Raw genomic sequence first — 13,138 nt, 5'->3', positions numbered from 1 at the left:
GGGCCGGAAGCCGTTTTCCAACGTTCCGAGAGGTTGTTCGTGTCGGCCAGCACATCCCGTACGCTCCCGCCGGAGATCGCCGAGTCCGTCTCTGTCATGGCTCTCATTGAGCGGGGAAAGGCTGAGGGGCAGATCGCCGGCGATGACGTGCGTCGGGCCTTCGAAGCTGACCAGATTCCGGCCACTCAGTGGAAGAACGTACTGCGCAGCCTCAACCAGATCCTCGAGGAAGAGGGTGTGACGCTGATGGTCAGTGCCGCGGAGCCCAAGCGCACCCGAAAGAGCGTCGCAGCGAAGAGTCCGGCCAAGCGCACCGCCACCAAGACGGTCGCGGCGAAGACGGTGACCACGAAGAAGGCCACCGCCACCGCCACCCCGGCGGCCCCCGCCGCCGAGCCCGCAGTCGAGGGCGAAGAGCCCACGAAGCCCGCCGCGAAGAAGGCGGTCGCCACCAAGAAGGCGGCCGCGAAGAAGACGGTCGCCACCAAGAAGACGGCGGCGGCCAAGAAGACGACCGCCAAGAAGGACGACGCCGAGGTCGTCGAGGAAGAGGTCCTCGAGGACGCTCCCAAGACCGGCGACGAGCCCGAGGGCGCCGAGAGCGCCGGCTTCGTGCTGTCCGACGAGGACGAGGACGACGCGCCCGCGCAGCAGGTCGCGGCCGCCGGCGCCACCGCCGACCCGGTCAAGGACTACCTCAAGCAGATCGGCAAGGTCCCTCTGCTCAACGCAGAGCAGGAGGTCGAGCTCGCCAAGCGCATCGAGGCCGGTCTGTTCGCCGAGGACAAGCTGGCCAACGCCGACAAGCTCGCCCCGAAGCTGAAGCGCGAGCTGGAGATCATCGCCGAGGACGGCCGCCGCGCCAAGAACCACCTCCTGGAGGCCAACCTCCGTCTGGTGGTCTCCCTGGCCAAGCGTTACACCGGCCGCGGCATGCTCTTCCTGGACCTCATCCAGGAGGGCAACCTCGGTCTGATCCGCGCGGTAGAGAAGTTCGACTACACCAAGGGCTACAAGTTCTCCACGTACGCCACCTGGTGGATCCGTCAGGCGATCACCCGCGCGATGGCCGACCAGGCCCGCACCATCCGTATCCCGGTGCACATGGTCGAGGTCATCAACAAGCTCGCGCGCGTGCAGCGCCAGATGCTCCAGGACCTGGGCCGCGAGCCCACCCCGGAGGAACTGGCCAAGGAACTCGACATGACCCCGGAGAAGGTCATCGAGGTCCAGAAGTACGGCCGCGAGCCCATCTCGCTGCACACTCCTCTGGGCGAGGACGGCGACAGCGAGTTCGGTGACCTCATCGAGGACTCCGAGGCCGTCGTCCCGGCCGACGCGGTGAGCTTCACGCTCCTGCAGGAGCAGCTGCACTCCGTCCTCGACACCCTGTCGGAGCGCGAGGCGGGCGTCGTCTCGATGCGCTTCGGCCTCACCGACGGTCAGCCGAAGACCCTCGACGAGATCGGCAAGGTCTACGGCGTCACGCGCGAGCGCATCCGCCAGATCGAGTCGAAGACCATGTCGAAGCTGCGTCACCCGTCGCGTTCGCAGGTGCTGCGCGACTACCTCGACTAAGCCGTAGTCGTACGACACCGAAGGCCCGGCCCCTCCTCGGGGACCGGGCCTTCGTGCTGCGCGCACAGGCGCCCTGCATGACTCTGGGTTTCCGATCATCACCCCGAGTGAGGAGTATGCATGCGTCACCCCATTGCCCGGGCACTGGTCCGGCCGCTGGTACTGGCGGCCCTGGCGGCGGCCATACCGCTGGCGTCGGCCGCCCCCGTGGCTGCCGACAGCATCGTCGTCGGGGGCTTCCCGGTCGATGTGTCCAAAGCGCCCTTTACGGTTGCCCTGTCCAGCCGTGACCGGTTCGGAGGTACGCGCGCCGGGCAGTTCTGCGGCGGTGTCGCCGTCGGCCGCACCACGGTGCTCACCGCGGCCCACTGCATGGGCGAGGACGTCCTCGGGGCGCCGCCCGAGCAGGTGAGCGACTTCCGCGTCATCACGGGCCGTACGGATCTGCTCTCGGATCAGGGGAAGGAGATCGCCATACGTGAAGCCTGGGTGAATCCCGGCTACGACCCGCAGAGCAACGCCGGGGACTTCGCCGTCCTCACTCTCGCCGAGCCGCTGCCGCAGAACGCGGTTATCGCCATGGCGGCCGCCGGCGACACCGCGTACCAGCCGGGAACCGGTGCCACGGTGTACGGCTGGGGTGACGTCACGGGCGGCGGCGACTACGCGCGCAGTCTGCGGGCGGCACAAGTACACGTACTGGCCGACGCGGGCTGCACGGAGGCCTATCCGGGCGGCGCCGACGGCACCTACCGCGCCGACAGCATGCTGTGCGCCGGGGAGGACTGGGGCGGTCGTGACGCCTGCCAGGGGGACAGCGGTGGGCCGCTGGTCGCCCAGGGGAAGCTGATCGGGCTGGTGTCCTGGGGGAGCGGCTGTGGACGAGCGGGCCGCCCCGGTGTGTACGCCCGCGTGTCCGACGTCATGCGGACGCTGGGATCGGCCGGTCGCAACGCGGCCGACGGACGCCATGGAACCGCGTGACGGTGCCTTGGGGGCGTTGAGCGTCCTCGCGCAGGGCCATGAGGTCCTCGGAGAGCCATGAGTAAGGGCGGCTGCCCCTGGGAGCAGGGACAGCCGCCCTTATGCCGGCCTGTGCCGGAGCTGGCTCGTCGTGGACGCGAGGTGTCAGCGGTCTTCTTCTGAGACCGATGCGGGAACGGCCGTGAGCCGCTCCGTCTCGTCCTGTATCTCAGCGGCGATCTTCTTGAGTTCCGGCTCGAACTTGCGACCGTGGTGGGCGCAGAAGAGCAGCTCTCCACCGCTGAGCAGCACGACGCGCACGTACGCCTGGGCGCCGCAGCGGTCGCAGCGGTCAGCGGCCGTCAGCGGGCTCGCGGGGGTCAGAACAGTAGTCACGTCGCCTCTTCTCTAGCTCGACGAGCTGTCGTACCAGGGTCAACATCCAACCAGCCCCAAAACGTTCCCGCTCGGGGCTTCTCCCAGAGAGAAATTTTCCGGGCGGCTGGCTGCTGCCGGTTTGGCGGCGAATGTGCCGTATTGCGTGTCTGTGTGTCTTACGGTTTCGCGCTGTCGGTCAAGGTCGGTCCTCCCGGCTGGATTGCCGGTTGTTCATGAGGACGTGCCCGGAGCCTAAATGGTTCATGCCTGTAAGGGAACGTGATATGTACTTCACCCCATCGAGGGATCGAACAGGTATGCGACCCTGGACTACTCTGTGTTTCCGCACGAGGGTGGCGTTACAACGGCTCTACCAGGCCTCGGTACCCTCATGGCGGCGACCGAAGCCGCGCCCTTACCCACAAGGGCCCCACCTGAAATTCAGCGAGGAGCGAACCGCGTGACCGCCGAGACGTCCGTGCCGTCCACAGCTCTGCTGGCAGGAGCAGACCGGGACGGTTCCAACTACACCGCGCGGCACCTGCTCGTCCTCGAAGGGCTTGAGGCCGTACGCAAGCGCCCGGGTATGTACATCGGATCTACCGACAGCCGTGGCCTGATGCACTGCCTGTGGGAGATCATTGACAACTCCGTCGACGAGGCCCTGGGCGGGCACTGCGACCACATCGAGGTGATCCTCCACGACGACGCCTCGGTGGAGGTCCGGGACAACGGCCGGGGCATCCCGGTCGACATCGAGCCCAAGACGGGCCTGTCCGGCGTCGAGGTCGTCATGACCAAGCTGCACGCCGGTGGCAAGTTCGGCGGCGGCTCGTACGCCGCCTCGGGCGGACTGCACGGAGTGGGCGCCTCCGTGGTGAACGCCCTGTCCGCGCGGTTGGACGTCGAGGTGGACCGCGCCGGCAACACCCACGCGATCAGCTTCCGGCGCGGCGTGCCCGGTGCCTTCGCGGGGAACGGCCCCGATGCCAAGTTCGAGGCCGCGAGCGGCCTGCGCAAGGCCAAGAGGATCCCCAAGACCCGCACCGGCACGCGCGTGCGGTACTGGGCCGACCGGCAGATCTTCCTCAAGGACGCCAAGCTCTCCCTGGAGAACCTCCACGGGCGCGCTCGGCAGACCGCGTTCCTGGTGCCCGGCCTGACCATCGTCGTCCGCGACGAGTACGGCCTGGGCGAGGGCGGCAGCAAGGGCGAGGAGTCGTTCCGCTTCGACGGCGGCATCAGCGAGTTCTGCGAGTACCTGGCCACCGACAAGCCGGTCAACGACGTCCTCCGCTTCTCTGGCCAGGGCAGCTTCAAGGAGACTGTCCCGGTCCTGGACGAGCACGGCCAGATGACGCCCACCGAGGTCACCCGCGAACTCGGCGTGGATGTCGCGATGCGCTGGGGCACCGGCTACGACACGACCTTGAGGTCGTTCGTCAACATCATCGCCACGCCCAAGGGCGGCACCCATGTCGCCGGTTTCGAGCAGGCCGTCGCGAAGACGATGAACGAGGTGCTGCGCGCGAAGAAGATGCTGCGTGTCGCCGAGGACGACATCGTCAAGGACGACGCCCTCGAGGGCCTGACCGCGGTCGTCACCGTGCGCCTCGCCGAGCCCCAGTTCGAGGGACAGACCAAGGAGGTTCTCGGCACCTCGGCGGCCCGCCGCATCGTGAACACCGTGATCTCCAAGGAGCTCAAGGCGTTCCTGACGTCCACCAGGCGCGACGCCGCGGCCCAGGCGCGGGTCGTCATGGAGAAGGCGGTCGCCGCCGCACGCACGCGTATCGCGGCCCGCCAGCACAAGGACGCGCAGCGCCGCAAGACGGCTCTGGAATCGTCCTCGCTGCCCGCCAAGCTCGCCGACTGCCGAAGCGACGACGTCGACCGCAGCGAACTGTTCATCGTCGAGGGCGACTCCGCGCTCGGTACCGCGAAGCTCGCCCGGAACTCCGAGTTCCAGGCGCTGCTGCCCATCCGCGGCAAGATCCTCAACGTCCAGAAGTCGTCCGTCACCGACATGCTCAAGAACGTCGAGTGCGGTGCGATCATCCAGGTCATAGGAGCGGGGTCCGGCCGGACCTTCGACATCGACGCGGCCCGCTACGGCAAGATCATCATGATGACCGACGCCGATGTCGACGGCTCTCACATCCGGTGCCTGCTGCTGACGCTGTTCCAGCGCTACATGCGGCCCATGGTCGAGGCGGGCCGGGTGTTCGCCGCGGTGCCGCCGCTGCACCGCATCGAGCTCGTCCAGCCGAAGAAGGGGCAGGACAAGTACGTCTACACGTACTCGGACCGTGAGCTGCGCGAAAAGCTGCTGGAGTTCCAGAGCAAGGGCGTCCGGTACAAGGACTCCATCCAGCGGTACAAGGGTCTCGGCGAGATGGACGCCGACCAGCTGGCCGAGACGACGATGGACCCGCGGCACCGGACTCTGCGGCGGATCAACCTCGCCGATCTGGAGGCCGCGGAGCAGATCTTCGATCTGTTGATGGGCAACGACGTGGCGCCGCGGAAGGAGTTCATCTCGGGCTCAGCGGCGACGCTGGACCGGTCGCGCATCGACGCATAGCGCTGAGCCGGGGCCGGTATGACGACCGGCCCCGGCCTCATGTTCGGACGGGTTGGTGCGCACCCGCGGCACAGCCCTACAGCCTTCAAGGTCGGCCGAGGTGGGCGGGCAGCACGGTCGTCACCGCCACCCGGCGCTCATGACGTCGCCGGCGATGACTGACCGTGGCTCGGTGGCTGACCGTGGCGCAGGCGGTCGACGGTGCGCAGGCGGTCGACGGGGCGGGCCCGGCGGGCTTGGGTGCGGCGGTTGTCCACCCGTGGGTGGAGAGCCCGACTGCCCGGGAATCCACCCGTGATCCACCCCAGCTCCGATCTCCCGACCTGCGGATTTCCGTAGCTTCGAAGGTGTCGGCGGCGTCCGCTGCCGGAAGACCCTTCCTCGCTCACGGAGGCTGTGATGTCCGGGCTCGTCGATGCGTTGCTGATCGTGGTTGCGGTGGTCGTCGTGATCGCCCGGCAGTTCCGGGCGAGCCGGATCGACACCGGCCGGCGCTGGTGGCTCCTGCCCGCCGTCCTGGCGGTCGTGGCATTGCGCGAGCCGGGGCTGGTGGACGCTCATCACCGCACGGCATCCGTCACCCTGCTCATCGTCGAACTGTTCACCGGCCTCGCCATAGGGGCCGGCTGGGCCTGGACGAGCCGGACATGGACGGAGCCGGACGGCGAGGTGTGGAGCCGGAGTACCAAGGCGAGCGGGGCTGTCTGGGCCGTCGGCATCGCACTGCGCGTCGGCCTCTTCGCCCTGGGCGCGGCGATCGGTGTCCACCAGGACACCTCCGCGCTGCTGCTCGCCCTGGCGGCCACCCTGCTCGTGCGCTCCGGAATCCTCGTCCGGCGAGCGCACTCCCTGCGCCCTGCCGCCGCACCCGCCCCGGCGGCGTACGGTGAGCCCATGGTCCGGTCCACGGGGAAGGAACGCGTGTGACGGACAAGGCCTGGACTCGCTGGCCCTCCCGGGAGGCGCTCGGGCGTGAGGCGACCACGCGTCCTCGGCGTCTGCTCGGCTGGGTCACGCGGTCGCTGGTGCTCGTCATGCTCCTGTGGGGCGCTTTCCACAGCAGCCGTGTGCAGGGCTGGGGCGTGCTCGGAGCAGTGTCGGGAATCCTCCTGTCCGCCGTCGTCGCCTGGGCCCTCTTCCGCACCACCCTGGCGCACCGGCTCTGGCCCTCCCTGGCGCTCTACGGCGTCCTCCTGACGATCGCGGCCGCCGCCCAGGCCGCCGACTTCGGGGTCGTCGCCCTCGTGCTGTGGTGCGGCTGCGCCATCACCGCTCTGGAACGGCTGCCCATCGCCGCCGCCCTGCCCGTGACCGTGGTCGCCCTCGCCCTCTACGCCGCCTTCAACGACGACGTGTGGCTGACCACCCTGGCCACGACCGCGGGGCTCGCCCTGGCCGGCTATGTCCTGCGCTTGGACGCCGAGGCCCGTGGCAACGCCCAGCGGCTGCTCAAACAGGAGCGGGCCGCGCGGGCGGCCGAGGCGGAGTCGGCGGCACTTGCGGAGCGGGCCCGGATCGCTCGGGAGATCCACGACGTGCTGGCCCACAGTCTCTCGGCCCAGCTCGTGCACCTGGAGGCGGCCCGGTTGCTGATCGAGGGGGGTGCGGACCGGGAGCAGATACTCGAACGGGTGGTGGCGGCCCGGGGCATGGCCCGCGACGGTCTCGCGGAGACGCGGCAGGCGCTGTCGGCTCTGCGAGGGGACATGACTCCGCTGGAGGAGTTCCTGAGCCAGCTCGTCGGGACGGCAGACGGCGCCGAGACCACCATCTCGGGTGAGCGCAGGCCGCTGCCGGCCGAGGCATCGCAGGCGGTGCGCAGGGTCGCGCAGGAGGCCCTGACCAACGTCCGCAAGCATGCGCCCGGAGCCAAGGTCCGGATGCGGCTGGAGTACGGAGAGAAGCAGGTGACGCTGGTCGTACGGGACTCGGGTGGTTCGGCGGGCGACCTCACCACCACCGGAGGCGGGTACGGTCTGCTGGGGATGCGGGAGCGCGCCGAACTGCTGGGTGGTTCGCTGGACGCCGGGCCGGACGACGGAGGGTTCGTGGTGACGTTGAAGGTGCCGGTATGACCGTGGGGGCGGAGACGAAGTCCGCGCGGGTGGTGGTCGCGGACGACCAGACCGTGGTGCGCGAAGGCATCGTCATGCTGCTCGGTCTGCTGCCCGGTGTCGAGGTCGTGGGCGCGGCCGGGGACGGGGAGGAGGCGGTGGCGCTCGTCGCCGAACTCGCCCCGGACGTGGTGCTGATGGACCTGCGTATGCCCCGCTGCGACGGGGTGGAGGCGACCCGCAGGATCCGGGCCGAGTACCCGGGGACTCAAGTCGTGGTGCTGACGACGTTCGCGGACGACGAGTCGCTGTTTCCCGCGCTCAAGGCGGGGGCGCGCGGCTATCTCACCAAGGACGCGGGAGGTGACGAGATCGTGCGGGCCGTGCACAGCGTGCTCTCCGGGGACGCCGGACTGTCGCCGAGCATCCAGCGGCGGCTGCTGGAGCGGCTGTCGGACCCCGAGCCGCCGCAGCCGGTGCCCGCGGAGGCGCCCGACGGGCTCACCGCCCGTGAGGTCGAGGTGCTGGCGCTGATCGCCGAAGGGCTGACGAATCAGGAGATCGCCCGCGAACTGCATGTCTCCACAGCCACGGTGAAGACCCACATCAACAACCTCTTCGCCAAGACGGGCATCAAGGACCGTGCGCAGGCGGTGCGTTACGCGTACGCGAACGGGCTTGTACGGCCACCGATGGGAGGAGTCACCTGATGGGGTGAAGAGCACCGGGAAGAAGAGTCGGGGATCTTCCCGTTCTGTCCATCCTTGGGCATGCAGTCAAGCAACGCTCGTCCCCGCGGAAGCGAGGATGATGCCGAGAGTCCGGCCGAGAACCACGACGGCCACGATGTGGCGCGTGCCGAAGCGTCCGCCGGGGTGCGGTACGACGACCCCTGGTACGACGAGCTCGCCTCCGGCTGGGGCGAGACCGGCGGTGACGGCACATCCGCGGCACCGGTCGCGACGGCACGCGCGGAGCGCGAGGACCGGGCCGCCGCAGCGGCCGACGTCTACCTCGAGGTGCAGCGCAGCGCGGCCTTCCAGGAGGTGCGCAGCAGGTACCGCAGGTTCGTGGTGCCGGCGGGCATCGGGTTCTTCGCCTGGTACGTGGCCTACGTCGTGACGGCGACGAGCGCGCCGGGACTGATGGCGCGACCGGTGGCAGGCGCGGTGAACGTGGCGATGCTCGCGGGACTCGGGCAGTTCCTCACCACCTTCGTCCTCACCTGGGCCTACGCCCGGCACGCGCGGCTGCGCCGGGACCGGGCCGCCCTCGAACTGCGGTGGGACACGCAGGAACTGACGCGTACGGCCCGGGGCGGTGCGTCGTCGTGACGGTGGACCACCAGACTCTGGCGCTGTTGCTGTTCAGTGCGTTCGTCGCGGTCACGCTCGGGATCACGACGTGGGTGAGCCGCCACCGGCACGGTTCGGCGGAGGAGTTCTATGCGGGCGGGCGGTTGTTCTCGCCGATGGAGAATGGTTTTGCCATCGCGGGTGACTACATGTCGGCCGCCTCCTTCCTCGGTATCTCCGGGCTCATCGCGCTCTTCGGGTACGACGGCATGCTCTACTCGGTGGGCTTCCTCGTGGCCTGGCTGGTGGTGCTGTTCCTCGTCGCCGAACTGGTGCGCAACTGCGGGCGGTTCACGCTGGCCGACGTGGTCGCGGCGCGGATGAACGAGCGGCCGGTGCGGATCGCGGCGGGAACTTCCTCGGTCACCGTGTCCGTTCTGTATCTGGTGGCCCAGATGGTGGGCGCGGGCAGCCTCGTCGCGTTGCTGCTCGGAGGCACCAGTGAGGCGGCCCAGTCCTGGACCGTCATCGCCGTCGGGGCGCTCATGGTGATCTACGTGTCCCTGGGCGGGATGCGCGCGACGACCTGGATCCAGATCGTCAAGGCGGTCCTGCTGCTCGGCGGGACCGTCGCGTTGACCGTGCTCGTGCTGGTGCGGTTCCACGGCGACATCGACCAGTTGCTGCTCACGGCCGCGGAGCGCAGCGGCCACGGCCGGTCGTTCCTGGCACCGGGGCTGAAGTACGGCGGGGACTGGACCGCCCGCCTCGACTTCATCAGCCTGGGACTCGCCCTCGTACTCGGCACGGCGGGGCTTCCGCACATCCTGTCCCGCTTCTACACCGTGCCCACGGCACGCGCCGCACGGCGTTCGGTGGTCTGGTCGATCGGGCTCATCGGCGGCTTCTACCTCATGACGATCGTTCTCGGGTTCGGCGCCGCGGCGATCGTGGGGCCCGAGACGGTCCGGGGATCGAACGCCGCGGGGAACACCGCCGTTCCCCTCCTGGCCCTCGACCTGGGCGGCGGCGCCGACTCCACGGGAGGAACGGTTCTGTTCGCGATCGTCGCCGCCGTAGCCTTCGCCACGATCCTCGCCGTGGTCGCCGGCATCACCCTCGCCTCCTCGGCCTCCGTCGCCCATGACCTGTACGCCTCACTGCGACGTCGACGGGCCAGGCCTCGCAGTGAGGTGGCCGTGGCCAGGACAGCCGCCGTCGGGATCGGCGTGATCGCGATCGCCCTCGGCCTGCTGGCCCGCGATCTCAACGTCGCCTTCCTGGTGGGCCTCGCCTTCGCCGTGGCCGCGTCCGCGAATCTGCCGGTGCTGCTCTACTCGCTGTTCTGGCGCGGGTTCACCACCCGGGGTGCCGTCTGGTCCGTCTACGGCGGACTGATCCCCGCCATGGCCCTGGTGCTGCTGTCGCCCGTGGTGTCCGGCAGCCCGGAGTCCCTCTTCCCGGGTGTCGACTTCCAGTACTTCCCGCTGCAGAACCCCGGTCTGGTCTCCATCCCGCTGGGCTTCGTCGCGGGCTGGCTCGGCACGGTCACCTCGGCGGAGGTTGCCGACGAGGCCAAGCACGCGGAGACCGAGGTGCGGTCACTCACAGGGGCGGGGGCCGTGTAGGGACGGCGCCTGTGACCGGACGGTGCCCTCGTCGTCGTACGGCATCCGCCGGCAGGCCGTCTCGGGGCGCACGGCTATGGCGCCACCCACGCGTACCGGTGCTCCGGGCGCCCCGTGTCGCCGTATCTGAGGGACAGGCGGAGGCGGCCGGCCTGTTCGAGGTGGCGGAGGTAGCGCTGGGCGGTGGAGCGGCTGAGGCCCGTCTCGGCCGCGACCTCGTGGGCCGACAGCGGGTGGCCGGCGTGGTGCAGGACGCGGCAGATGAGGTCCGTGGTCGGCTCCGAGTGGCCGCTGGGCAGGCCGGGGGAGACGGGAGCCGAGGTGGTGCGCAGGGCGCTGAAGATGCGGTCGACCTGCTCCTGACCGGCGATGCCGTGGCCGCCGACCCGGTCGACGGTGCGGCGCAGGGCGGCATAGGAGTCCAGGCGGGTGCGCAGCGCCGCGAAGGTGAAGGGTTTGACCAGGTAGTGGAGGGCGCCCAGGCGCATCGCCGTCTGGACGGTCGTCACGTCCCCGGCTGCCGTGATCATGATGACGTCCGTGCCGTGTCCCTGTTCCCGCATGCGGTGGACGAGTTCGAGGCCCGTCTGGTCGGGCAGGTAGTGGTCGAGCAGGACCAGGTCGATGGTCCCGCGCTGCACGCTGGCCAGCGCCTGGGCGGCGCTGTGGGCGCGGGCGGCCACCCGGAAGCCGGGAACCTTGCCCACGTACTTCGCGTTGATCTCGGCGACACGGAAGTCGTCGTCCACGACCAGGACGTCAATCATCGGGCCTCTTTCCCTCAAGGCCTGGCGGGCGTCACGCCCGTGTTTCGGCTCCGCTGTTGTAGCGCGCGCAAAACGAGCACAACAGGCCGTTGCAAGCAAAAGAACGGCATGTGCCCAGAAGACTGATGCCGTGGCACAGGCCACATCTACCGTCCCCGGCCATGAGCGCAGACACTAGCCCCGCCATCGAACTGCGGGGCGCGAGCAAGACATTCCGGACCCCGTCGGGGGGTCTGCACACGGCCGTCAGCGGACTTGATCTCGCGGTGGGACGTGGGGAGTTCGTGGCGGTCGTCGGACCCACGGGCTGCGGCAAGTCGACCACATTGACCCTTGTCAGCGGGTTGGAGGAGCCCTCCGAGGGCGAGGTTCTGGTCGTCGGGGAGCCGGTCCGGGGAGTCGGGGACAAGGTGGGTTTCGTCTTCCAGCAGGACGCCACCTTCCCCTGGCGCACGGTCCTGTCCAATGTCATGGCCGGCCCGCGCTTCCGGGGCGTGCCCAAGGCGGAGGCCAGGCAGAAGGCGCGGGAATGGCTGGCCCGGGTCGGGCTCACGGCCTTCGAGGACCGCTACCCCCATCAGCTCTCCGGAGGCCAGCGCAAGCGGGTCGCGCTCGCCGCGACCTTCGTCAACGACCCCGAGATCCTGCTGATGGACGAGCCGTTCTCCGCGCTCGACGTGCAGACCCGGGCCCTGATGTCCGACGAGCTCCTCGAACTGTGGGAGGGCACGGGCGCCTCCGTCGTCTTCGTCACCCACGACCTGGAGGAGTCCATCGCGCTGGCCGACAAGGTCGTCGTGATGACGGCCGGGCCCGCCACCGTCAAGCAGGTCTTCGAGATCGACCTGCCACGGCCGCGCAAGGTCGAGTCGGTGCGCCTGGAGCCGCGGTTCATCGAGATCTACCGCGAGATCTGGCAGTCCCTCGGCGAAGAGGTCCGCATCACCCGGGAGAGGGGCGCAGCCCATGTCGCCTGAGGTCCTCAGCACACCGGTCGTGGACACGGCCACGCCCCCGCCGGACCGCGCGCACTCACGCGCGCGTGCCGCCCGCAGACGCCGCATCGTCGTCGCCGCCGCCCGCGTGCTGCTCCTGGTGGCCGTCCTCGGTCTGTGGGAAGTGCTCTCGCGGGCCGAGGTCATCGATCCCTTCAACTTCTCCATGCCCTCGAAGATCTGGGACCAGATCTGGACGTGGGTGACGCACGGGACCGCACTCGGTTCGCTGGGCGAGCAGGTCTGGTACACGCTGTACGAGGCGCTGCTGGGCTGGGTCGTCGGCGTGGTGGCCGGTGTGGTCTTCGGTATTGCGTTGGGGCGGATCACCTTGCTCGCCGACGTCCTTGGTCCATACATCAAGGTGCTCAACTCGATACCGAGGATCGTCCTTGCACCCATCTTCGTGATCTGGTTCGGACTCGGACCGGCCTCCAAGGTGGCCTCGGCCGTCGTCCTGGTCTTCTTCCCGGTCTTCTTCAACGCCTTCCAGGGCGCCCGCGAGGTGGACCGCAACCTGGTGGCCAACGCCCGCATCCTGGGCGCGAGCGATCGCAGGGTGACGCTTCAGGTCGTCATCCCGTCCGCGACCTCGTGGATCTTCACCAGCCTGCACGTCAGCTTCGGCTTCGCCCTCATCGGCGCGATCGTCGGCGAGTACATCGGCGCGACCAAGGGCATCGGCCTGCTCGTCGCGCAGTCGCAGGGCACCTTCAACGCGGCCGGTGTGTACGCCGCGATGGTCATCCTCGCCGTCGTCGCCCTCCTCGCCGAAGGTCTGCTCACCTTCGCCGAGCGCCGCATCTTCCGCTGGAAGCCGACAAGTTCGGACAGCTGAGGCCGTCCACGCAGCCGCCGCCTCCTCGCTCCAGCAGCCCCTCCGCACCGCCCCTCAC

At 69.4% G+C, this 13,138-nt stretch carries 12 protein-coding genes; 10 read left to right on the top strand and 2 right to left on the bottom strand.

Features of this window, described 5'->3' with window-relative positions:
- Positions 1 to 39 precede the first annotated feature (39 nt).
- Both ACGFWE_RS33620 and ACGFWE_RS33615 read left to right on the top strand, forming a co-directional pair.
- Complete coding sequence (locus tag ACGFWE_RS33620; protein WP_352382328.1) at positions 40 to 1,578, top strand: RNA polymerase sigma factor; 1,539 nt, start codon at positions 40 to 42, stop codon at positions 1,576 to 1,578.
- A gap of 120 nt (positions 1,579 to 1,698) precedes the next feature.
- The gene (locus tag ACGFWE_RS33615) at positions 1,699 to 2,562 is read left to right on the top strand and encodes a serine protease (protein WP_393603824.1); all 864 of its coding nucleotides are present in this window, start codon (positions 1,699 to 1,701) and stop codon (positions 2,560 to 2,562) included.
- A 144-nt stretch (positions 2,563 to 2,706) separates the two neighbouring features.
- Here ACGFWE_RS33615 and ACGFWE_RS33610 read toward each other — a convergent pair whose 3' ends face one another.
- The gene (locus tag ACGFWE_RS33610; RefSeq protein ID WP_352382324.1) at positions 2,707 to 2,937 is read right to left on the bottom strand and encodes a hypothetical protein; all 231 of its coding nucleotides are present in this window, start codon (positions 2,935 to 2,937) and stop codon (positions 2,707 to 2,709) included.
- Between the two features lie 442 nt (positions 2,938 to 3,379).
- Here ACGFWE_RS33610 and ACGFWE_RS33605 point away from each other — a divergent pair, with 442 nt between their 5' ends.
- The 6 genes from ACGFWE_RS33605 to ACGFWE_RS33580 all read left to right on the top strand — a co-directional run bounded on the left by ACGFWE_RS33605 (position 3,380) and on the right by ACGFWE_RS33580 (position 10,480).
- On the top strand, positions 3,380 to 5,503 hold the full coding sequence (locus ACGFWE_RS33605; RefSeq protein ID WP_393603822.1) for a type IIA DNA topoisomerase subunit B: 2,124 nt from the start codon (positions 3,380 to 3,382) through the stop codon (positions 5,501 to 5,503).
- Between the two features lie 399 nt (positions 5,504 to 5,902).
- Positions 5,903 to 6,430: a DUF1453 domain-containing protein gene (locus tag ACGFWE_RS33600; RefSeq protein WP_352382320.1), complete on the top strand. Its 528-nt coding sequence runs from the start codon at positions 5,903 to 5,905 to the stop codon at positions 6,428 to 6,430.
- Positions 6,427 to 7,578 carry a histidine kinase gene (locus ACGFWE_RS33595; protein ID WP_352382318.1) on the top strand — a complete coding sequence of 384 codons (1,152 nt, stop codon included), beginning with the start codon at positions 6,427 to 6,429 and terminating at the stop codon, positions 7,576 to 7,578. Before ACGFWE_RS33600 ends, ACGFWE_RS33595 begins: the two co-directional genes overlap by 4 nt.
- Positions 7,575 to 8,267: a response regulator transcription factor gene (locus ACGFWE_RS33590; RefSeq protein WP_352382316.1), complete on the top strand. Its 693-nt coding sequence runs from the start codon at positions 7,575 to 7,577 to the stop codon at positions 8,265 to 8,267. Before ACGFWE_RS33595 ends, ACGFWE_RS33590 begins: the two co-directional genes overlap by 4 nt.
- A 60-nt stretch (positions 8,268 to 8,327) precedes the next feature.
- Entirely contained in the window at positions 8,328 to 8,891 is a 564-nt protein-coding gene (locus tag ACGFWE_RS33585; protein WP_393603819.1) for a DUF485 domain-containing protein, read from the top strand.
- Positions 8,888 to 10,480, top strand: coding sequence for a cation acetate symporter (locus tag ACGFWE_RS33580; protein ID WP_393603817.1), 1,593 nt, complete (start codon positions 8,888 to 8,890; stop codon positions 10,478 to 10,480). The genes ACGFWE_RS33585 and ACGFWE_RS33580 overlap by 4 nt, the downstream gene beginning before the upstream one ends.
- A gap of 74 nt (positions 10,481 to 10,554) precedes the next feature.
- Here the strand turns inward: ACGFWE_RS33580 and ACGFWE_RS33575 are convergent, their stop codons facing one another.
- Positions 10,555 to 11,247, bottom strand: coding sequence for a response regulator (locus ACGFWE_RS33575; RefSeq protein WP_352382311.1), 693 nt, complete (start codon positions 11,245 to 11,247; stop codon positions 10,555 to 10,557).
- Between the two features lie 161 nt (positions 11,248 to 11,408).
- On the opposite strand from ACGFWE_RS33575, the gene ACGFWE_RS33570 reads away from it, so the two are divergent.
- Both ACGFWE_RS33570 and ACGFWE_RS33565 read left to right on the top strand, forming a co-directional pair.
- Positions 11,409 to 12,224 (top strand): ABC transporter ATP-binding protein, encoded by an 816-nt coding sequence (locus ACGFWE_RS33570; RefSeq protein ID WP_393603815.1) that lies wholly within the window; start codon positions 11,409 to 11,411, stop codon positions 12,222 to 12,224.
- Positions 12,214 to 13,080 carry an ABC transporter permease gene (locus ACGFWE_RS33565; RefSeq protein WP_393603813.1) on the top strand — a complete coding sequence of 289 codons (867 nt, stop codon included), beginning with the start codon at positions 12,214 to 12,216 and terminating at the stop codon, positions 13,078 to 13,080. Before ACGFWE_RS33570 ends, ACGFWE_RS33565 begins: the two co-directional genes overlap by 11 nt.
- The last annotated feature ends 58 nt before the right edge of the window (positions 13,081 to 13,138 follow it).

Origin of the sequence: Streptomyces sp. NPDC048523 (assembly GCF_043199815.1) — a bacterium.
In the GTDB taxonomy this organism is placed as follows: Bacteria; Actinomycetota; Actinomycetes; order Streptomycetales; family Streptomycetaceae; genus Streptomyces.
Note: the sequence above shows the minus strand (reverse complement) of the source record. Positions and strands in the feature narration are given on the sequence as shown.

Bases quoted from the DNA above. Each gene is read 5' to 3' on its own strand.
- ACGFWE_RS33615 (WP_393603824.1), top strand. From the start codon at position 1,699: ATGCGTCACCCCATTGCCCGGGCACTGGTCCGGCCGCTGGTACTGGCG.
- ACGFWE_RS33600 (WP_352382320.1), top strand. From the start codon at position 5,903: ATGTCCGGGCTCGTCGATGCGTTGCTGATCGTGGTTGCGGTGGTCGTC.
- ACGFWE_RS33590 (WP_352382316.1), top strand. From the start codon at position 7,575: ATGACCGTGGGGGCGGAGACGAAGTCCGCGCGGGTGGTGGTCGCGGAC.
- ACGFWE_RS33585 (WP_393603819.1), top strand. From the start codon at position 8,328: ATGCAGTCAAGCAACGCTCGTCCCCGCGGAAGCGAGGATGATGCCGAG.
- ACGFWE_RS33575 (WP_352382311.1), bottom strand. From the start codon at position 11,247: ATGATTGACGTCCTGGTCGTGGACGACGACTTCCGTGTCGCCGAGATC.
- ACGFWE_RS33570 (WP_393603815.1), top strand. From the start codon at position 11,409: ATGAGCGCAGACACTAGCCCCGCCATCGAACTGCGGGGCGCGAGCAAG.
- ACGFWE_RS33565 (WP_393603813.1), top strand. From the start codon at position 12,214: ATGTCGCCTGAGGTCCTCAGCACACCGGTCGTGGACACGGCCACGCCC.